Below are 17782 nucleotides of genomic sequence, written 5' to 3'. Positions count from 1 at the left end.
GACATGACGGAAATTCTTGTGCAGTCGGCTTCGGGGGAACAGATTTCTCCCGTGACCAGGGTGGTGGAGCACCCGGCATGGGCCGTGCTCAAGGATGCCGTGGAGCAGATCCGGCCATGGCAGTCCAAGGACGGCTCCATCGACTTCGACGCGGAGCGCGCCCCGGACCCGGCCGACGCCGAGCTCGCCGTCCGGAGCGTCGTCCACGCCGTCGAGGAGCTGTCACCGCTGCTCCCGCACGACCACGCCTACCACGAGGCCCTGGTCAAGGACCTGCACCGCTGGGTGGACGGCGGCTTCCGGGTGCCGGACTTCCTCGACTCGCTGCTCGCCTTCCAGCCCGCCGCGCACCGCGCGGACGGCCTGACGCACCTGGTCGTCTTCCCGATGTACACGCAGAACGGCAACCCCGACCGCAACCTCGAAGCGGTCGTGCTGCGCATGGTCTGGCCCGACTGGCTGGCCGAGCTGGAGCGCACCCGCTACGACAACCCGCTGTTCTGCGGCATCAAGTTCGAGGACTTCACCTCCGGCTACGACACCAACTCCGCGGTTCTCTTCCCGGAGACCATCGCCGTGCGCGAGGCCCCCGAGCGGTTCAGCTGGGGCGGCATCTTCTGCGACCGCGAGGCCGCCCGCTTCCGCCGTGTGACCGCCGCCGCCGTCGACATCCTCGGCCTGGAGCTGCCCGAGGACGTCGCCGCGATGGTCCACGACCAGAAGCGCTGCGAGGAGGCCTTCGTGCTGTGGGACATGGTCCACGACCGCACCCACAGCCACGGTGACCTGCCCTTCGATCCGTTCATGATCAAGCAGCGCCAGCCGTTCTGGATGTACGGCCTCGAAGAGCTGCGCTGCGACCTCACCGCCTTCAAGGAGGCCGTGAAGCTCCAGGCCGACGGCGTCCCGCAGGCCCGCGACGTGCAGTACGCGGTGCTCTTCGACCGCATGTTCCGCTTCCCGGTCACCGGCGAGCGCGTGCGCAACTACGACGGACTGGGCGGCCAGCTCCTCTTCGCCTACCTCCACAAGCACGACGTCGTCCGCTGGACCGACAACAAGCTCTTCATCGACTGGCAGCGCGCCCCGCAGGTCACCAACCAGCTGTGCGCCGACATCGAGCAGCTCTACCGCGACGGCATCGACCGGCCCAAGCTCGTCCACTGGTTCGCCGGGTACGAGCTGGTCTCCACCTACCTCGCCCCGCACCCGGGCTCCAAGTGGGCCAAGGGCCCCGACGCCCTCGACCTGAGCCTGCCGCCGCGAAAGCTCGTCGATGACGTGCTTCCCGACGAGTTTCCGCTGAGCATGTTCTATGAGGCACTCTCCAAGAAACTGAAGAACGTGATCGCCTCGACCCGGGGCATCACGGCGGAGAGCGCCGAGCGGATCGCCGCGTGAGCGGCGGAGCCCTTCGCGCGACCGGGAACACTGCTCAGCAGGAGGCGAAGAAGATGGTGGGGAACGGAGCGCTCAGCGGTGCGGTGATCGCGGTGGCCGGCGCGGGCGGACCCGCGGGCCGGGCGGCACTGCTGCGACTGGCCGAGGCGGGGGCGACCGTCGTCGGCGCGGACAACGACCCCGAGCGGCTGGCGGAAGCGGTGGACGCCGCCCGCTACAAGGCTGGCGGCGCCGTGGTCACGGGGGAGACCGTCGACCTGCTCGACCTGGACTCCACCCGGGACTGGGCCGCCCGCACCGAGAAGGAGTTCGGGCGCGTCGACGGTGTGGTCCACCTCGTCGGCGGCTGGCGCGGCAGCGAGACCTTCATCAAGTCCAGCCTCGACGACTGGGACTTCCTGGAACTGCTGCTGATCCGCACCGTGCAGCACACCTCGCTGGCCTTCTACGAGGCCCTTCAGCGCAGCGACCGCGGACGGTACGTGCTGATCAGCGCCGCCGGTGCGACGAAGCCCACCGCGGGCAACGCCTCGTACGCCGCCGCCAAGGCCGCCGCCGAGGCCTGGACGCTCGCCCTGGCCGACGCCTTCCGCAAGGCCGGGGGCGCCGAGGGGCCGACGTCCGCCGCTGTCATCCTGGTCGTGAAGGCGCTGGTGCACGAGGCCATGCGCGCCGAGCGCCCCAACGCGAAGTTCGCGGGCTTCACCGACGTCGGGGACCTGGCCGAGGAGATCGCCGGGGTCTGGGAGAAGTCCGCCACCGAACTGAACGGAAACCGTCTGTGGCTGACCGAGAAGCCGTGAACCCACCGAAGACCGACGCCCGCCGCCGTCACGACCCCCAGCTGCGCGGCTTCGCCAGCGACAACTACGCGGGGGCCCACCCGGAGGTCCTCGCCGCCCTGGCCGTGGCCAACGGCGGGCACCAGGTGGCCTACGGCGAGGACGACTACACCGACAACCTCCAGCGGATCGTGCGCAGCCACTTCGGCGCCACCGCGGAGGCGTTCCCGGTCTTCAACGGCACCGGCGCCAACGTCGTCGCGCTCCAGGCGGTCACCGACCGCTGGGGCGCGGTGATCTGCGCCGAGAGCGCGCACATCCACGTCGACGAGTGCGGGGCGCCGGAGCGGGTCGGCGGACTGAAGCTGCTCACCGTGCCCACGCCCGACGGCAAGCTCACCCCCGAGCTGATCGACAGACAGGCGTACGGCTGGGAGGACGAGCACCGCGCGATGCCGCAGGTCGTCTCGATCACCCAGAGCACCGAGCTGGGCACCCTCTACACCCCGGACGAGATCCGCGCGATCTGCGACCACGCCCACGCCCACGGCATGAAGGTCCACCTGGACGGCTCCCGCATAGCCAACGCGGCCGCCGCCCTGAACGTCCCGATGCGGGCCTTCACCAACGCCGTCGGCGTCGACATCCTCTCGCTGGGCGGCACGAAGAACGGCGCGCTGTTCGGCGAGGCCGTCGTCGTCATCGACCAGGACGCCGCCAGCCACCTGAAGCACCTGCGCAAGCTGTCCATGCAGCTCGCCTCCAAGATGCGTTTCGTCTCGGTGCAGCTGGAGGCCCTGCTCGCCAAGGACCTGTGGCTGCGCAACGCCCGCCACGCCAACGAGATGGCCCAGCGGCTGGCGGAGGGCGTCCGCGCGGTCCACGGCGTGGAGATCCTCCACCCCGTGCAGTCCAACGCGGTCTTCGCCCGGCTCCCGCACGACGTCAGCGAGCGGCTCCAGCAGCGGTTCCGGTTCTACTTCTGGGACGAGTCCGCCGGCGTCGTGCGCTGGATGTGCGCCTTCGACACCACCGAGGACGACGTGGACGCGTTCGTGGGGGCGCTGAAGGAGGAGATGGCCCGCTAGGCCCTGTCGGCCGCGGACACATCCCCTCCCCGCGCACCGGTCAGCCGTTGACGACGATCGCCGAGACGTTGTTCCGCAGGTTCGGGTCGAACTTCGTGATGGGCAGCTCCCCGTCGTTCACCGTCTCGATGACCGCCCGCGCCCCGCGCACCACCTTGTCGATCCGCAACTGGACGTCGAAGGTGTAGGACGCCTTGTCGTGCAGGTAGATCGGCGTCCAGCAGAAGTAGGTCGCCTCCGAGGGGCCCTCCTCGGACGGCGGCTGGGTCCAGCAGTCCTCCGGCAGTCCTACGACCGAGGTGCCCGCCGGTGCCTGGAAGCGCACGCTGGCCACGGCCGAGCCCGCACCCAGTGACGCCACCCAGGCCGGCCCGCGGTTGAGCACGGTCATCCGGGCGGTGACCGTGTCCCCCGCGGCCCCGCGCATCCTGTTGCCGGTGAGCTTGAGGTCGGCGGTGTTCTTGGCGTCGAGGATGACGGTCCGGTAGTTGTCGTTCAGGTCGACGTCGTCCCCGTCGGCCGCCGCCCGCTGCCCGGCCACGGCCCGCAGGTCCAGCTCGGGGCCGGTGCCCCGGGTCCACGTCCCGTCGCCGCGGGCCTCTTCCAGCGCCGCGTCCGAATAGGGCAGCACGGAGTGGTCGAACCGCTCGTACAGCGCCTTGCGGCCGATGCCGAGCCTCGTCACCAGGTCGTACCGCTGCCCGGGGGCCACGGCCTCGTCCAGCACGCACAGCGCGCCCGTGCCGGTGGCGTGGTCCTGGTACTCGCAGTTGGCGTGCCGGTCCTTGAACCGCAGGCCGTAGGAGGCGCTGACCCACAGCAGCGTCCGCTCCACGGCGCGGTTGCCGTTGTTGGCGACGGTCGCCCGGACGGTGTGGTTCGTGCCGGGCGTGAGCCCGCGCTGCCACGGGGCCTGGCTGAGCCCCAGGTCCGGGCCGTCGCCCACCGTGATCCGGGTCTCCGCGTCGGCTGCGGACAGCTCGCCCGCGGCGGCCGTGTACCGGATGGACCCGGACGCGCTGAGGTCCGCGTCCGACAGCGCGCGCAGGCCGATCAGGGCGGCCGGGACGCCCTCCGTACCGACAGGCATCGCCGGGAAGGCGCACACCGCCTTGAGGCCCGACTCGGGCGTGCAGTTGGCGGGCCACGACACGTGCGCGAAGGAGGCGATCTCGCTCGCGTCCACGGTCAGCCGACCGGCCGGCACGTCGTTGTCGACGTTGTCGTGGGTGACGCGCACCTCGAGTGTGCGCTCACGCGTGCTGCCGTCCGCGTCCGGACCCGGCAGCACCGTCTCGGACGGCACGCTGATCCACAGTTCGTCGGACAGGGCGTGCACGGGCCCGGCCCCCAGGGCGGCCAGGGCGCAGCCGGCGACCGCGGCTCCGAGCAGACGATGCTTCATGAGTTCCCCCTTGGTGGTGTTCGGTCGGCGGTCGAGACCCGTGGGGTGGGGGAGGAGTTGTAGCCGGGTGTCTGGTTGCGGCGATGTTCAGCCGTTTTGCGATCGGCAGGGAGCTTTACAGAGGTCGACGCATAGATATGCGATGCCCGGAAAGTTGATTGACTCGCGATCGAGTCGACGCCTACGCTCTGCCGCCATGCAGATGATCCAGGAAACCGCCGACCTATCCGCCTACTTGGCCGCTGACGAGGTGATCGACCATCATCATCCGCTCGTCCGCGAGACCGCCGCCAGGCTCGCCGACGGAGTGGCGGACTCGTATGAGTATGCGCGGGCGGCCTTCGAGTTCGTGCGCGACACGATTCCCCACTCGCAGGACTCCGGCGACATGCGCGTCACCTGGCGCGCCTCCGACGTCCTGGAACGGGGCACCGGCATCTGCTACGCCAAGGCCCACGCGCTGACCGCTCTGCTGCGGGCCGAGGACATCCCGACCGCCCTCTGTTACCAGAAGTTCGACGTCGTGCACGGCCTGGTCGCCGTGCGGTTCAACGGTGCCTGGCACCGGCAGGACCCCCGCGGCAACAAACCGGGAGTGGACGCCCGGTTCTCCCTGGAGGGGGAGCGGCTGGCCTTCACGCCCGACTCGGCGTCCAATGAGATGGACTACCCGGTCTTGTATGCTGCACCTCACCCGGTCGTCCTGGACGTGCTCAAGGCCGCCCCCGACCGGCCCCGCCTGTGGAACACGCTCCCCACCGCACTCTGAGGCAGACGATGACTCTCTCCTTGACCGTGTCCGACGAGGTACGTGCGCTCGCGCCCGGCTTCACCCCTGTCGTCGTCGAGGCCCACGGCCTGGTCAACGGTCCGAGCACCGAGGCGAGTTCGGCACTCCTCGACGACGCGGCCCGCCGCCTCGCCGTACGCCTGGACGGCCGCGCCCCGCACGAGGACCCGCACATGGCCGCCTGGCGCGAGGCCTACACGGCGTTCGGGTCCAAGCCCTCGCGCACCCGCAACTCGGCCGAGGCCCTGGCCAAGCGGGCGCTGACGGAGGCCGGGCTGCCCCGGATCAATCTCCTCGTCGACCTCTACAACGCCATCAGCGTCGCCCATCTGATCCCCGTCGGCGGCGAGGACATCGACCACATCCAGGGCGGCATGCGCCTGGTCCGGGCCACCGGTGAGGAGGACTTCGTGACGGTCGCCGGCGGCGAGGAGGTCGTCGAGCACCCCGACGCCGGCGAGGTCGTCTGGCGCGACGACACCGGCGTCACCTGCCGCCGCTGGAACTGGCGCCAGGGCCCCCGCACCCGGCTCACCGAGCAGACCGTCTCCGGCATCTTCCTCCTGGAGACCCTGACCCCGATGCCGGTCGCCGAGGCCGAGGCGGCAGGAGCCGAACTCGCCGAGCTGCTGGAGAAGTTCAGCCCGGGGGCGCGGATCGCGCTGGCGGTGCGCTAAGCGGGCCTGGCGAAGTCGGCCGCGGTTCGGCCGCGCCCTGAAGGGGCGCGGGGAACTGCGCGATCAGCCACGTTGGTGCCGCAGACGATCGACGGCATGTCGCCGCACCTCCAGCGGAGCGCCTAGCACGCCCGAAGAACGCGGGGCGGTATCCCCTCGCGGCTCCGCAGCGTACGCGCGAGGAGCCGCGACGAACCCGCGACCGGCCGACTAGGGCCTGTTCGGCGGATCAGGTCGCAGGCATCCAACGGTGCCTGATCAGTGCCGGTGAGCGGGGGTCTGGTGCGTGCAGCTGCAAGGCGGCGGAGGGCGGCGACGCGATGGGGGTCCCCGCGCGAGGTTGTTCGAGCGTGGGGGAGTCGGCAGTCGACGACAACGCCGCAGATGCGCGTGCCAGACCCCCGCGACCGCGACATGATCCGCCGGACGGGCCCTAGCGTGCCTCGGCCTCGCGCACCTGCTCCGGCGTCGGCGCCGTACCGCCCAGATGGGCCGGCATCCACCACGTGTCGTTCGCGTCCTTGGGGCGGACCGGGTAGGCGCGCTGTGCGGCCTCCAGGAGTTCCTGTACCCGCTCGCGCACCTGGCGGGTGATGGCGCCCGCGTACTTGTCGCGGGACGCCTCGATCGCCTCGCCCACCCGCATCGTGATCGGGGTGTGGCTGCGCTTGAAGTTGCGCGGGTGCCCCTTGGTCCACAGTCGCTGGGTGCCCCACACGGCCATCGGGATCAGCGGGACGCCCGCCTCCTGGGCCATGCGCGCGGCGCCGGACTTGAAGGACTTCAGGGTGAACGACGGGGAGATGGTGGCCTCCGGGAAGACCCCCACGATCTCGCCGGCGCGCAGGGACTCCAGCGCGTGCGCGTACGCCGTCTCGCCCTGCTTGCGGTCCACGGGGATGTGCTTCATCCCGCGCATCAGCGGACCGGAGATCCTGTGGCGGAAGACGGACTCCTTCGCCATGAACCGCACGAGACGTTTCTGCGGGAGCGCCGCCAGTCCGTTGAAGACGAAGTCCAGGTAGCTGATGTGGTTGCTCACCAGGACGGCACCGCCCGAGCGCGGGATGTTCTCCGACCCCTTGCAGTCGATCTTGAGGTCCCAGGCCTTGAACAACGCCTGGGCGAATCCGACGACGGGGCGGTAGACAAGCTCTGCCATGGACGGGGTGGGCCCTTCCTTCTCTGCCCGGGAAGGATCTCCCGGCGGAAGTTACGCAGCCGTAGGTTTACGGCATGTCGCAGATCGTGCCCCAAGAACGGACGGGGAGCTAGTCCTCGTGCCCGCGCGTGGCGAGATTCTCGTCACGTCACCCGGTGATCCACCTCGGTCTTTTAAACCGCCTTTACTCCGTGCGTACCGTCGCCCGTCGTACAAGCAGGTACATCTCGCAGCCCAGGCAGTACCCGAACGCGGCGTTGAGGAAAGCGGCCGCGAGCGCCGCCCCGGTCGCCGTGAGGCCCAGCCACTCGGGTCCGAGCGCGTAGCCGACGAGCCCGACGCCGGCGAAGACCAGTCCCACCGCCTGCGCGAACCGGGGCGGCTCGGGCGCCTCGAACTCGGTGGGCGGCCCGAGCCGGGGGCGTACCGCCGCACGGAACAACAAGCCGTAGGGAGAACGGCCGACACCGCCCGCCGCGCCCAGCGCGAATGCCAGTGTCTGCCAGGCCAGCAGCCAGACGCTGCCCGTGATCAGTACGACCGCCAGGACGACGGTCGTCACGGCGGCGCCGAAGCGCGGCCCTCTTGCATCGATGTCCATGGGAACCAAGCATTCCGCATGGGAAAGAGATCGGGGAGGCGGGAATCTTTGCAGTCGTGTGAATGGTTGTGCGGGAGATGACCGGACTCGTGGTGTGCGTGGCGGTGCTCGCGATGGCGAGCGCCTACGGAGTGCTGCAACGGCGGCGGAGCGGGAGGATACGGGTGCGCGGGCGCGACGACGGAAAGCGGCTCGGCCCCGCCGAGTTGGGCACGGACCTGGGCGAGCGGGCCACCCTGGTCCAGTTCTCCAGCGCCTTCTGTGCCCCCTGCCGGGCCACCCGGCGGGTCCTCGGCGAGGTGGCCGACATGGTCCCGGGGGTCGCCCATGTCGAGATCGACGCCGAGAAGCACCTCGACCTCGTCCGCGAGCTCGACATCCTCAAGACGCCGACCGTTCTGGTCCTGGACGCGGACGGGAGAGTCGTACGGCGGGCCATCGGGCAGCCGCGCAGGGCCGACGTGATCGCCGCGTTGGGGGAGGCCGTGTGATCTGTGTCGCGGACGCGGTGAGTCATCTCCCATATTCCGGAACGTACTTGACTGTGTGCACCACGTATCGCCAGCCTGGCCCCATGCCTTCGGAACTCCTTCTCGTCGGGCGGGCCCACGTCGACCTGGCCCGCACCGCGAGTGCGTGTTGTCCGAGCTGTTGAGCAGCGACGGACCTGCACGCCACTCCTCGCGGAAGGACTCCTTCATGACGGTCACGCCCGGCCTGGGCACCCCCCGGCTCGCCTCTCCCGATCTCCTGCGCTCCGTCTTCCGGCGGCATGCGGCGGGAGTCGCCGTGATCACCGCGCGCGGCGACGCCGGCCCGGTCGGCTTCACCGCCACCTCCCTCAGCTCGGTCTCCGCCGAGCCCCCGATGCTCTCCTTCGGCATCGGCACCGGGGCCTCCAGCTGGCCCGCGGTGTCCCGGGCCGACCATGTCGGCGTCCACATACTCGGCGAGCACCAGGAAGAGCTGGCGGCCACCTTCGCCCGCAGCGGCGCCGACCGCTTCGGCGCGACGACCGCCTGGCACGAGGGCCCCGAGGGCGTGCCCGTTCTCGACGACGTCCTGGCGTGGCTGGTGTGCCGGGTCGTCGCCCGCGTACCGGCCGGTGACCACCGCATCGTGCTGGCCGAGGTCACCCTCGGCGACCCCACCGGCCCCGGCCGTCCCCTGCTCTACCACCAGGGACGGTTCAACAGCCTGCGTGACTGAACGCGGGCGGCCGCTCCTCTGCGAAGGCGTCGGGTTCCGATTACGCTGCGTTGCACAGGTCACAGTTCAAAGCGCTTGCTTAGCGGGAACGAACTGGGTGTACTGGCGAGTAATATTTCGTTCGGAGCGTGGGTCGCCCCGACCGGGATCGGCCGCTTGAGGCGCCTATGCTGCCTGCAAGAGGCAGCCGAAAAATGACGATGCAGTAGGAGAGCCGGCGTGAGCTTGAGGATCGTTGTCACTGTGAAGTACGTGCCCGACGCCACTGGCGACCGGCACTTCGCCGATGACCTGACCGTCGACCGGGACGACGTCGACGGTCTGCTCTCCGAACTGGATGAGTACGCGGTCGAGCAGGCGCTTCAGATCTCCGAGAACTCAGACGACGACGTGGAGATCACCGTCCTGACCGTGGGTCCGGAGGACGCCAAGGACGCGCTGCGCAAGGCGCTGTCCATGGGCGCCGACAAGGCCGTCCACGTCGAGGACGACGACATCCACGGCACCGACGCCCTCGGCACCTCCCTGGTGCTGGCCAAGGCGATCGAGAAGGCCGGCTACGACCTGGTCATCTCCGGCATGGCCTCCACCGACGGCACCATGGGCGTGGTCCCGGCCCTGCTCGCCGAGCGCCTGGGCGTTCCGCAGGTGACGCTGCTGTCCGAGGTCTCGGTCGAGGACGGCACGGTCAAGGGCCGCCGCGACGGCGACGCCGCCTCCGAGCAGCTGGAGGCCTCGCTGCCGGCGGTCGTGTCGGTCACCGACCAGTCCGGCGAGGCGCGTTACCCGTCCTTCAAGGGCATCATGGCGGCCAAGAAGAAGCCGGTTCAGTCCTGGGACCTGTCCGACCTCGACATCGAGGCGGAGGACGTCGGCCTGGAGGGTGCCTACACCACGGTCGACTCCGCGGCGGAGCGTCCGGCCCGCACGGCCGGCACGATCGTCAAGGACGAGGGCGAGGGCGGCAAGCAGCTCGCCGAGTTCCTCGCGGGCCAGAAGTTCATCTGAGCCCCGCATTCGCTGACCGCCCCTCATCTTCCGCAAGCAGGAGAGAAGAAGTCCCATGGCTGAAGTTCTCGTCTACGTCGACCACGTGGACGGTGCCGTCCGCAAGCCCACCCTGGAGCTGCTGACCCTGGCCCGCCGCATCGGCGAGCCGGTCGCCGTCGCGCTGGGTGCCGGCGCCGCCGACACCGCCGCCGTCCTCGGCGAGCACGGCGCGGTCAAGGTCCTGACCCACGACGCCTCCGAGTACACCGACTACCTGGTGGTACCGAAGGTCGACGCGCTCCAGGCCGCCGTCGCCGCCGTCTCCCCGGCCGCCGTGCTGGTCCCCTCCTCCGCCGAGGGCAAGGAGATCGCCGCCCGCCTCGCGCTGCGCATCGGTTCCGGCATCATCACCGACGCCGTCGACCTGGAGTCCGGCGACGAGGGCCCGGTCGCGACCCAGTCGGTGTTCGCCGCCTCCTTCAGCACCAAGTCCCGTGTCTCCAAGGGCACCCCGGTCATCACCGTCAAGCCCAACAGCGCGGCTGTCGAGGCCGCCCCGGCCACCCCGGCCGTCGAGGCGCTGGAGGTGTCCTTCTCCGCGCAGGCCACCGGCACCAAGGTCACCGCGCGCACCCCGCGTGAGTCGACCGGGCGTCCGGAGCTGACCGAGGCCGCGATCGTGGTCTCCGGCGGCCGTGGCGTCAACGGCGCCGAGAACTTCGCGATCATCGAGGCGCTCGCCGACTCCCTCGGCGCGGCCGTGGGTGCCTCGCGTGCCGCGGTGGACGCCGGCTGGTACCCGCACACCAACCAGGTCGGCCAGACCGGCAAGTCGGTCTCGCCGCAGCTGTACATCGCCAACGGCATCTCCGGCGCCATCCAGCACCGCGCCGGTATGCAGACCTCGAAGACCATCGTGGCGGTCAACAAGGACGCCGAGGCCCCGATCTTCGACCTGGTCGACTACGGCGTGGTCGGCGACCTCTTCGACGTCGTCCCCGCCCTCACCGAGGAGATCAAGACCCGCAAGGGCTGATCCCGCACAACGGGCGCACCGAGGCCCCCGCGACCCCCACCGGGGCGGTCGCGGGGGCCTCGGCTCATCCCAGGGTGAGTAAGGCCTGCACCGGCAGGTGGTCGCTGGGGAACTGGCCGTTCAGGGCGAAGGTGTTGATCGACGCCCGGTGGGTCGTGACGCCCGGCGTGGTGAGGATCCAGTCGATGCGGTCTCCCTCCGGGACCAGCGGCCGGTAGCCGTGGAAGGTGGCGTAGAGCCTGCCGCGCTCGGCCGCCGTGTCCCACGTGTCGACGAACCCGGCGCGCAGGAGCGTGTCGTAGGCATCGTTGGCATGGGCCGCCGCGTTGAAGTCGCCGGTCACGACGGACGGCAACGAGGGGTCCAGCCCCGCGATCCGCTCGGCGACGAGTGCGGCGGAGCGTACCCGGGCGTACTGGCCGATGTGGTCGAAGTGGGTGTTGAGGACGTAGAACTCCCGCCCGGCGTGGCGCAGATCGCGGAAGCGGACCCAGGTGGCGATGCGGGGGAGCTTGGCCCCCCAGGTGTTGGAGCCGATCACCCGGGGCGTGTCGGAGAGCCAGAAGGTGTCGTGCTCGACCGGGGCCAGGCGCCGGGTGTCGTAGAAGACGGCCGTGGACTCGTCGCGGCTGCCGCCCTCGCGGCCGGTGCCGATCCAGTCGTAGTGCTCGCCGAGATCGGCGTGGATGTCGCGCAGTTGCTGGTAGAGGCCCTCCTGGGTGCCGATGACGTGAGGGGCCTCGCGGCGGAACAGCGCACGCATCACCGGACGGCGGACCGTCCAGCTGTTGGGCTCGGTGGTGCTCGCGAACCGCAGGTTGAACGTCATGACGTCCAGACGGCGGCTCCTCCCCTTGGCCGCCGAGGCCGGTACCGCGCCCACCAGCGGCACGGTGAGCGCGGCCGCCACCGCGGAACGCAGACCCATGCGGCGCGACATGCTGGTCGTGTTCACCATGTGATTCCCTCCCCAGAGCTCAGGATGAGGGGTGCGAGTCGACGTGCGGAAGAGGGCGTAGAGGTACTCGGTGACGGCAGTGAACGCCGGGGATCGGGCCGTGGACGGGGTGTTGACCGGCGGGAAGCTTCACGGATAGCTTCGTTCTACGGATTGTTGATTCCGTAGAGTGGAAAACAGGAGGGTGTGGAATGGGTCAGGGCCAGCAGGAGCAGGTGGCGACGAGCCTCGCGGGCACCGTCAGCGAGGAGATCAGCGCCTCCCTCGCGCCGGTCGACGCCGAACTGGAGCGCCGCTATCCCGGAGATCCCGGCACCCGCCAGCCCGTCCACACCGTCTACGTCCCCGGCGACGTCTTCGCCGCCGACACCATCCGCTCCTGGGGCGACCGGGCGCTCGCCGCCCTCGACGAACACGCCCCCGACGCCGAATCCTTCGCCGCCGTCCTCGGCCTGTCCGACGAACTCGCCGAGCCGGTGTACTCCCGCGTCCGCGCCAAGCTGGAGCGGGAACCCGTCGAGGACCTGCGCGTCGACTTCGAGGACGGCTACGGCCCACGCCCCGACGCCGAGGAGGACGAGGCCGCGGCCCGCGCGGCCCGGCTGATCGCCGAGGCGTACCGGGACGGCACGGCGGCCCCGTACATGGGCATCCGCATGAAGTGCATGGAGGCGGCCGTCCGCGACCGCGGCATCCGCACCCTGGACATCTTCCTCACCGGCCTGACGGAGTCCGGAGGCCTGCCCGACGGGCTCGTGCTGACCCTGCCGAAGGTGACCTACCCCGAGCAGGTCACCGCCATGGTGCGGCTCCTGGAGGCCTTCGAGAAGGCACAAGGTCTGGAGCGGGGCCGGATCGGCTTCGAGATCCAGATCGAGACCAGCCAGTCCATCCTCGCCACCGACGGCACGGCCACGGTCGCCCGCATGATCCAGGCGGCCGAAGGACGCGCCACGGGGCTGCACTACGGCACCTTCGACTACAGCGCCTGCCTCGGCGTCTCCGCCGCCCACCAGGCCAGTGACCACCCCGCCGCCGACCACGCCAAGGCGATCATGCAGGTCGCGGCCGCGGGCACCGGTGTACGCGTCTGCGACGGCTCGACCAACGTCCTCCCGGTCGGCCCCACCGCGAAGGTCCACGACGCCTGGCGCCTGCACTACGGCCTCACCCGCCGCGCCCTGGCCCGCGCCTACTACCAGGGCTGGGACATGCACCCCGGCCACCTCCCCACCCGCTACGCGGCCGTCTTCGCCTTCTACCGCGAGGGCTTCGAACAGGCCGCCGGCCGCCTCGCCCGGTACGCGGGCCGCGTCGGCGGCGACGTCATGGACGAGCCCGCCACCGCCAAGGCGCTCAGCGGCTACCTGCTGCGCGGCCTGGACTGCGGCGCCCTCGACATCGCCGAGGTCGCCCGGCTGACCGGCCTGACCCGCGCCGACCTGGAGAGCTTCGCGACACCGCGCAGGGGCGACCTGACGATCTCCGGGACGTGACGCGCCCGTACCCCTCGATTCCGCGTGCGGCGACCGACCGCAAGTGACGAGTGGGCCCCGAAGGGCCCCGCGTGACGGATTAGTCTGTACGCACGCAAAGATCAGGTCATAGGAACGGGGCACCGGTGCCATCGGGGGAGTACGGACAGACGGAGGAGGCCGGCCGACTGCTGGCCGGGCGCTATCGCGTCCTGGCCCAGCTCGGGCGCGGCGGCATGGGCGTGGTCTGGCGGGCCACCGACGAGGTCCTCGGCCGCGAGGTCGCGGTCAAGGAACTGCGCACCTACACCGACGCGGACGGCCCCGAACTCGCCGGCCTGCGGCTGCGCATGCAGCGCGAGGCCCGCGCGGCGGCCCGGGTGCGCCACCCCGGAGTCGTGGCCGTGCACGACGTGACCGAGGTCGACGGCCGCCCTCTGATCGTCATGGAACTGGTCGACGGCCCCTCCCTGGACGACGTCCTGCGCGAGCGCGGCCCCCTCGACCCGCGCGAGGCGGCGGGCATCGGCGCCAAGGTCCTGGACGCGCTGGCCGCCGCGCACCGCGCCGGCGTCCTGCACCGCGACGTGAAGCCCGGCAACATCCTGCTCGACCGCTCGGGCCGGGTCGTCCTCACCGACTTCGGCATAGCCACCATGGAGGATCCGGGCGACGGCTCGGCCACCCACCTCACCCGCAGCGGCGAACTCGTCGGCTCCCTGGACTACCTGGCCCCCGAGCGCGCCCAGGGCGCCGACCCGGGCCCCGCCTCCGACATCTGGGCCCTGGGCGCCACGCTCTACGCGGCCGTCGAGGGCTCCTCACCCTTCCGCCGTACGTCGACCTTCTCCACCCTCACCGCGATCGTCGGCGAGCCCCTGCCCGAGCCCCGCCGCGCCGGCCACCTCGGCCCCGTCCTCCAACGCCTCCTCGACAAGCGTCCCGAAGGCCGCCCGGGGGCCGAGGAAGCCCGCGCCCTGCTCCAGTCCGTCGCCGACACGACCGGCACGGACCTCCCTACGACCACACTCCGCGGACCGGTGACCGAGCGCCCCGCCCCGGCACCACCGACACCGGGCTCCGGCCCGGCAGGTCCCCGGACCGGGACCGGGGGAGCAGGACAGGACACCGCGGGCCCGAGCGGGAGTGGACTCACCTCGGGCGCGACACCGGGGCAGGGCACAGCCGCGGCCCAGGCTTTCGGGCCTGCGGGCCAGGGCACGCCGTCGGCACAGGGCTTCGAAGCGCACGGCCAGGGCACGCCAGGGCACGGCACTCCGGCTCATGGCACGCCCGGCCAGGGCACCCCGACTCACAGCAGCACGCCGACTCACAGCAGCACCCCCGGCACCCCACCCCAGGGCGCTCCCGACCACAACCTGCCCGCACCCCACGGGCCCGGCGCGCCCGGAGTGTTCGGGCCGCCGGCCCAGTCCGCTCCCGCCGGATCGGCCGGGCACGGTTACGGGGGCGTGCCCTCGGCCGCCCCGGGTCCCGGCTCCGCGGCCACCGGTCGCCTGACCGTCTCCGGTGCCGACCGCCCCGCCCGGCGCAAGGGCCGTGCCCTGCTCGCCGCCGCTGCCGTGACGGTCGTCCTCGCGGCGGCGGGAGTCACGGTCTCCCTGGTGGGCGATTCCGGCGACGCCGAGGCGGGTACGCCCGCCGAGGCCGGCGAGACGTCCAAGGGGGCGACAGCCTCGACGCCGGACCCCACGGGCAGTCCCGGCTCGGCCTCACCCGAGCCCACCGCTCCGGGCGACAAGAAGGCGCCGTCCGCGGGCAGTACGCCGAGCAAGGAGAAGGAGAACGGGACGTCGTCCTCGGGTGGCGGAGAGGCCGAACCCTCTCCGACCAAGACCTCGGGAGGTGGCACCACCGGAGGCGGCGGCACCACGGGTGGCGGCTCGGGCGACGGCGGCACGACAGGCGGAAGCAGTGGAGGCGGAGGCGGAGAGCCCACGCCCGCTCCCGCCTGCGTGTCCCTCGGCGGCGGCAAGTACAACTGCGAGGTCTGGCGCACCGCCAAGTCCTACACCGCCTCCGGCACCGAGGTCGGCGTCCTCAACGCGGGCACCAACTACTTCTACTGCCAGGCGAACCTCGGCCGCCGCGAGACCTACGGCGAGTGGACCAACGTCTGGTGGGCCAAGACGGACGACGACCGCGGCAACACCGGTGTCTACGTCAGCGACGTCTACATCAAGGGCGGCGACAACGACGCGCCGATCCCGGGACTCCCGGTCTGCTGAACCCGTACGAACCGCTCCAGACCGGAGACCGTGACGAGCTTCTCCTCCTTGAACAGCCGGGTACCGCGCTCACACAGTGCCCGGTCGGCCCGCGCCCTGGCGCAGAACTCCTCCGGTGTCACGCCGAACAGCTCCCTCAACCGGGCCGACCCCACGAGGAGTTCGGTGAGCAGCGCCCGCTGACCCGGGTGCGTGCGCGGCGCGTCCGTGCCGTTGTGCAGGACGCCGTGCCGGTTGACGTACACGTACACGCCCGGAAGCAGCATCCCGGCCCCCGCCTGCGCCCCCACCTCGATCCGCACCTCCGGGGCGGGCAGCCAGACGCGCCGGTAGTTGCCGTTGGGCAGCGGCACGCCCTCGCTCGCGTCGATCACCGCGAGCTGTTCCGCGTCGAGCCAGGTGAGGAACAACTCCCGTACGACGTCCGGCGCGTCGAAGGGGGAGGCGGACACATACCCGAGCCGGCTCACATGCGCCGAGACGCCCACGTCGATGCCGGTGACCCGAGCCCTGACCATCGGGATCGGGGAGGTGATCCCGAACTCGGCCATCTTGTGCCGCAGTTGGGCCGGGCTGGCGTTGGACCCGACGGCCAGCACGGGGACGCGGTCCGTATGGACGAGGACGTCCAGGGGGAGCAGCCGGTCCCCGTCGAGCAGTCCGGACTCCCGGGGCCACACGCCCGGGTAGAGCAGGGGGTGGTCACGCGGCGCCTCGGCGAGGCCCAGTGCTTCCAGGGTCTGTCCGTCCGGCGGATCCGACGCCTCCCGCACGGGCGGAGAGGCGGGCGCGGGACGGCCGGTTTCCCCGAGCGGGGGTGCGTGGTCCTCCACGGGCCGCTCAGTCCGCCGGCGGCAGCTCGCCCGAGCCGCGGGTGATCAGGCGGGTCGGCAGTTCGATCCGCTCCGGTGTGAGGAGCGTGCCGTCGAGCTGGCGGAAGAGGCGGTCGGCGGCGGTGCGGCCGATGGTCGCCGCGTCCTGGGCGACGACGGTGACGCCGGGCCGGAGCAGGTCGGCCAGCTCGATGTCGTCGAAGCCGACGAGGGCCACGGGGCGGGTCTGTTCGGCGAGGACACGGACCACGGTGACCGTCACCCGGTTGTTGCCCGCGAAGACCGCGGTGACGGGGGCGGGACCGGACAGCATCTCCTCGGCCGCCCGGCGCACCCGCTCGGGATCGGTCACGCCCAGGGACATCCAGGAGTCCTCCACCGGTATGCCCGCGTCCTCCATGGCCGCCCGGTAGCCGCGCAGGCGCTCGGCCGCGGTGTGGATGCGGGGCATGTCGCCGATGAAGCCGATGCGCCGGTGGCCGTGGGCGATGAGGTGGGCGACACCGTCGCGGGCGCCGCCGTAGTTGTCGGAGACCACGCAGTCGGCGTCGATCTGGCCGGCCGGACGGTCCACGAACACGGTCGCCACGCCCGCCTTCAGCTCCGGCTCCAGATACCGGTGGTCGTCACCGGCCGGGATGACGACCAGACCGTCCACCCGCCGCGCGCACAACGCCAGCACCAGCTCCTGCTCGCGCTCGGGGTCCTCCGCGCTGGAGCCGTTGATGAGCAGCGCGCCGTGGGCCCGGGCCACCTCCTCGACCGCGCGGCTGAGCGGGCCGTAGAACGGGTCGGCGAGATCCTCCAGGACCAGGCCGATGCTGGCCGTGCGGCCCTTGCGCAGCACCCGCGCGCTGTCGTTGCGGCGGAAGCCGAGCGCGTCGATGGCCTCCTGCACCCGGCGCTCGGTCTCCGGGGTCACGCCCGGCTCGCCGTTGACCACCCGCGAGACCGTCTTCAGTCCGACTCCGGCTCGGGCGGCCACGTCCTTCATGGTCGGACGGTTGCCGTAGCGGTTCCCGGGGAGGCGGTCTGCTCGGCGTTCGGTGTCGGGCACGATGCGGTGTCCTGTCCTGTCGTCCGCGCGGGATGCGTCGGTCCATGATGTTGTACGAGGATGTGGCGT

17 protein-coding genes are annotated in these 17782 nt (G+C 71.4%); 11 read left to right on the top strand and 6 right to left on the bottom strand.

What is annotated here, in order from left to right; all coding sequences use genetic code 11:
• Nucleotides 1–3: 3 nt before the first annotated feature.
• The 3 genes from SLINC_RS06230 to SLINC_RS06220 are packed head-to-tail and all read left to right on the top strand — an operon-like array spanning nt 4 to nt 3271.
• A complete protein-coding gene (locus SLINC_RS06230) occupies nt 4–1401 on the top strand; it encodes a DUF6421 family protein (protein WP_067427729.1) in 1398 nt (465 codons plus the stop codon).
• Between the two features lie 53 nt (nt 1402–1454).
• Nucleotides 1455–2204 carry an SDR family oxidoreductase gene (locus SLINC_RS06225; RefSeq protein WP_067427726.1) on the top strand — a complete coding sequence of 250 codons (750 nt, stop codon included), beginning with the start codon at nt 1455–1457 and terminating at the stop codon, nt 2202–2204.
• Entirely contained in the window at nt 2201–3271 is a 1071-nt protein-coding gene (locus SLINC_RS06220; RefSeq protein ID WP_067427725.1) for a threonine aldolase family protein, read from the top strand. Before SLINC_RS06225 ends, SLINC_RS06220 begins: the two co-directional genes overlap by 4 nt.
• 40 nt (nt 3272–3311) lie before the next feature.
• On the opposite strand, the gene SLINC_RS06215 is transcribed toward SLINC_RS06220, so the two are convergent.
• Nucleotides 3312–4676, bottom strand: coding sequence for a hypothetical protein (locus tag SLINC_RS06215; RefSeq protein ID WP_067427723.1), 1365 nt, complete (start codon nt 4674–4676; stop codon nt 3312–3314).
• Nucleotides 4677–4872: 196 nt separating this feature from the next.
• On the opposite strand from SLINC_RS06215, the gene SLINC_RS06210 reads away from it, so the two are divergent.
• Both SLINC_RS06210 and SLINC_RS06205 read left to right on the top strand, forming a co-directional pair.
• Nucleotides 4873–5445, top strand: coding sequence for a transglutaminase-like domain-containing protein (locus SLINC_RS06210; protein ID WP_067427721.1), 573 nt, complete (start codon nt 4873–4875; stop codon nt 5443–5445).
• 8 nt (nt 5446–5453) lie between these two features.
• Nucleotides 5454–6143: a B3/B4 domain-containing protein gene (locus SLINC_RS06205; protein WP_067427719.1), complete on the top strand. Its 690-nt coding sequence runs from the start codon at nt 5454–5456 to the stop codon at nt 6141–6143.
• A 433-nt stretch (nt 6144–6576) separates the two neighbouring features.
• On the opposite strand, the gene SLINC_RS06200 is transcribed toward SLINC_RS06205, so the two are convergent.
• A complete protein-coding gene (locus SLINC_RS06200) occupies nt 6577–7305 on the bottom strand; it encodes a lysophospholipid acyltransferase family protein (RefSeq protein WP_067427717.1) in 729 nt (242 codons plus the stop codon).
• 184 nt (nt 7306–7489) lie between these two features.
• Nucleotides 7490–7906, bottom strand: a complete 417-nt coding sequence (locus SLINC_RS06195) for a DUF4395 domain-containing protein (protein ID WP_067427716.1) — start codon at nt 7904–7906, stop codon at nt 7490–7492.
• A 77-nt stretch (nt 7907–7983) separates the two neighbouring features.
• Here SLINC_RS06195 and SLINC_RS06190 point away from each other — a divergent pair, with 77 nt between their 5' ends.
• The 4 genes from SLINC_RS06190 to SLINC_RS06175 all read left to right on the top strand — a co-directional run bounded on the left by SLINC_RS06190 (nt 7984) and on the right by SLINC_RS06175 (nt 11141).
• On the top strand, nt 7984–8397 hold the full coding sequence (locus SLINC_RS06190) for a TlpA family protein disulfide reductase (RefSeq protein WP_067445085.1): 414 nt from the start codon (nt 7984–7986) through the stop codon (nt 8395–8397).
• Between the two features lie 208 nt (nt 8398–8605).
• Nucleotides 8606–9115, top strand: coding sequence for a flavin reductase family protein (locus SLINC_RS06185; RefSeq protein ID WP_067427714.1), 510 nt, complete (start codon nt 8606–8608; stop codon nt 9113–9115).
• Between the two features lie 219 nt (nt 9116–9334).
• Complete coding sequence (locus tag SLINC_RS06180) at nt 9335–10123, top strand: electron transfer flavoprotein subunit beta/FixA family protein (protein WP_067427712.1); 789 nt, start codon at nt 9335–9337, stop codon at nt 10121–10123.
• Nucleotides 10124–10178: 55 nt separating this feature from the next.
• On the top strand, nt 10179–11141 hold the full coding sequence (locus SLINC_RS06175) for an electron transfer flavoprotein subunit alpha/FixB family protein (RefSeq protein WP_067427710.1): 963 nt from the start codon (nt 10179–10181) through the stop codon (nt 11139–11141).
• A 64-nt stretch (nt 11142–11205) separates the two neighbouring features.
• On the opposite strand, the gene SLINC_RS06170 is transcribed toward SLINC_RS06175, so the two are convergent.
• On the bottom strand, nt 11206–12099 hold the full coding sequence (locus tag SLINC_RS06170; protein ID WP_067427708.1) for an endonuclease/exonuclease/phosphatase family protein: 894 nt from the start codon (nt 12097–12099) through the stop codon (nt 11206–11208).
• A gap of 191 nt (nt 12100–12290) precedes the next feature.
• Between SLINC_RS06170 and SLINC_RS06165 the strand changes: the two genes are divergently transcribed.
• Together SLINC_RS06165 and SLINC_RS06160 are read left to right on the top strand one after the other, a co-directional pair.
• Nucleotides 12291–13595 carry a DUF6986 family protein gene (locus SLINC_RS06165; protein WP_067427706.1) on the top strand — a complete coding sequence of 435 codons (1305 nt, stop codon included), beginning with the start codon at nt 12291–12293 and terminating at the stop codon, nt 13593–13595.
• Nucleotides 13596–13720: 125 nt separating this feature from the next.
• Nucleotides 13721–15823, top strand: a complete 2103-nt coding sequence (locus tag SLINC_RS06160) for a serine/threonine-protein kinase (protein WP_067427704.1) — start codon at nt 13721–13723, stop codon at nt 15821–15823.
• On the opposite strand, the gene SLINC_RS06155 is transcribed toward SLINC_RS06160, so the two are convergent.
• Both SLINC_RS06155 and SLINC_RS06150 read right to left on the bottom strand, forming a co-directional pair.
• On the bottom strand, nt 15769–16518 hold the full coding sequence (locus tag SLINC_RS06155; protein ID WP_375141523.1) for a hypothetical protein: 750 nt from the start codon (nt 16516–16518) through the stop codon (nt 15769–15771). The two genes, SLINC_RS06160 and SLINC_RS06155, sit on opposite strands and share 55 nt — an antisense overlap.
• Nucleotides 16519–16663: 145 nt before the next feature.
• On the bottom strand, nt 16664–17713 hold the full coding sequence (locus SLINC_RS06150; protein WP_067427702.1) for a LacI family DNA-binding transcriptional regulator: 1050 nt from the start codon (nt 17711–17713) through the stop codon (nt 16664–16666).
• Nucleotides 17714–17782 lie beyond the last annotated feature (69 nt).

This window comes from Streptomyces lincolnensis (assembly GCF_001685355.1).
GTDB lineage: Bacteria > Actinomycetota > Actinomycetes > Streptomycetales > Streptomycetaceae > Streptomyces > Streptomyces lincolnensis.
The sequence above is the reverse complement of the archived record's forward strand: the minus strand, read 5'-3'. Positions and strand labels throughout refer to the sequence as shown.

Excerpts from the sequence above, each read along its gene's own strand:
- SLINC_RS06230 (WP_067427729.1), top strand. The coding sequence starts at position 4 with ATGACGGAAATTCTTGTGCAGTCGGCTTCGGGGGAACAGATTTCTCCC.
- SLINC_RS06225 (WP_067427726.1), top strand. The coding sequence starts at position 1,455 with ATGGTGGGGAACGGAGCGCTCAGCGGTGCGGTGATCGCGGTGGCCGGC.
- SLINC_RS06215 (WP_067427723.1), bottom strand. The coding sequence starts at position 4,676 with ATGAAGCATCGTCTGCTCGGAGCCGCGGTCGCCGGCTGCGCCCTGGCC.
- SLINC_RS06210 (WP_067427721.1), top strand. The coding sequence starts at position 4,873 with ATGCAGATGATCCAGGAAACCGCCGACCTATCCGCCTACTTGGCCGCT.
- SLINC_RS06205 (WP_067427719.1), top strand. The coding sequence starts at position 5,454 with ATGACTCTCTCCTTGACCGTGTCCGACGAGGTACGTGCGCTCGCGCCC.
- SLINC_RS06200 (WP_067427717.1), bottom strand. The coding sequence starts at position 7,305 with ATGGCAGAGCTTGTCTACCGCCCCGTCGTCGGATTCGCCCAGGCGTTG.
- SLINC_RS06195 (WP_067427716.1), bottom strand. The coding sequence starts at position 7,906 with ATGGACATCGATGCAAGAGGGCCGCGCTTCGGCGCCGCCGTGACGACC.
- SLINC_RS06190 (WP_067445085.1), top strand. The coding sequence starts at position 7,984 with ATGACCGGACTCGTGGTGTGCGTGGCGGTGCTCGCGATGGCGAGCGCC.
- SLINC_RS06185 (WP_067427714.1), top strand. The coding sequence starts at position 8,606 with ATGACGGTCACGCCCGGCCTGGGCACCCCCCGGCTCGCCTCTCCCGAT.
- SLINC_RS06175 (WP_067427710.1), top strand. The coding sequence starts at position 10,179 with ATGGCTGAAGTTCTCGTCTACGTCGACCACGTGGACGGTGCCGTCCGC.
- SLINC_RS06170 (WP_067427708.1), bottom strand. The coding sequence starts at position 12,099 with ATGGTGAACACGACCAGCATGTCGCGCCGCATGGGTCTGCGTTCCGCG.
- SLINC_RS06165 (WP_067427706.1), top strand. The coding sequence starts at position 12,291 with ATGGGTCAGGGCCAGCAGGAGCAGGTGGCGACGAGCCTCGCGGGCACC.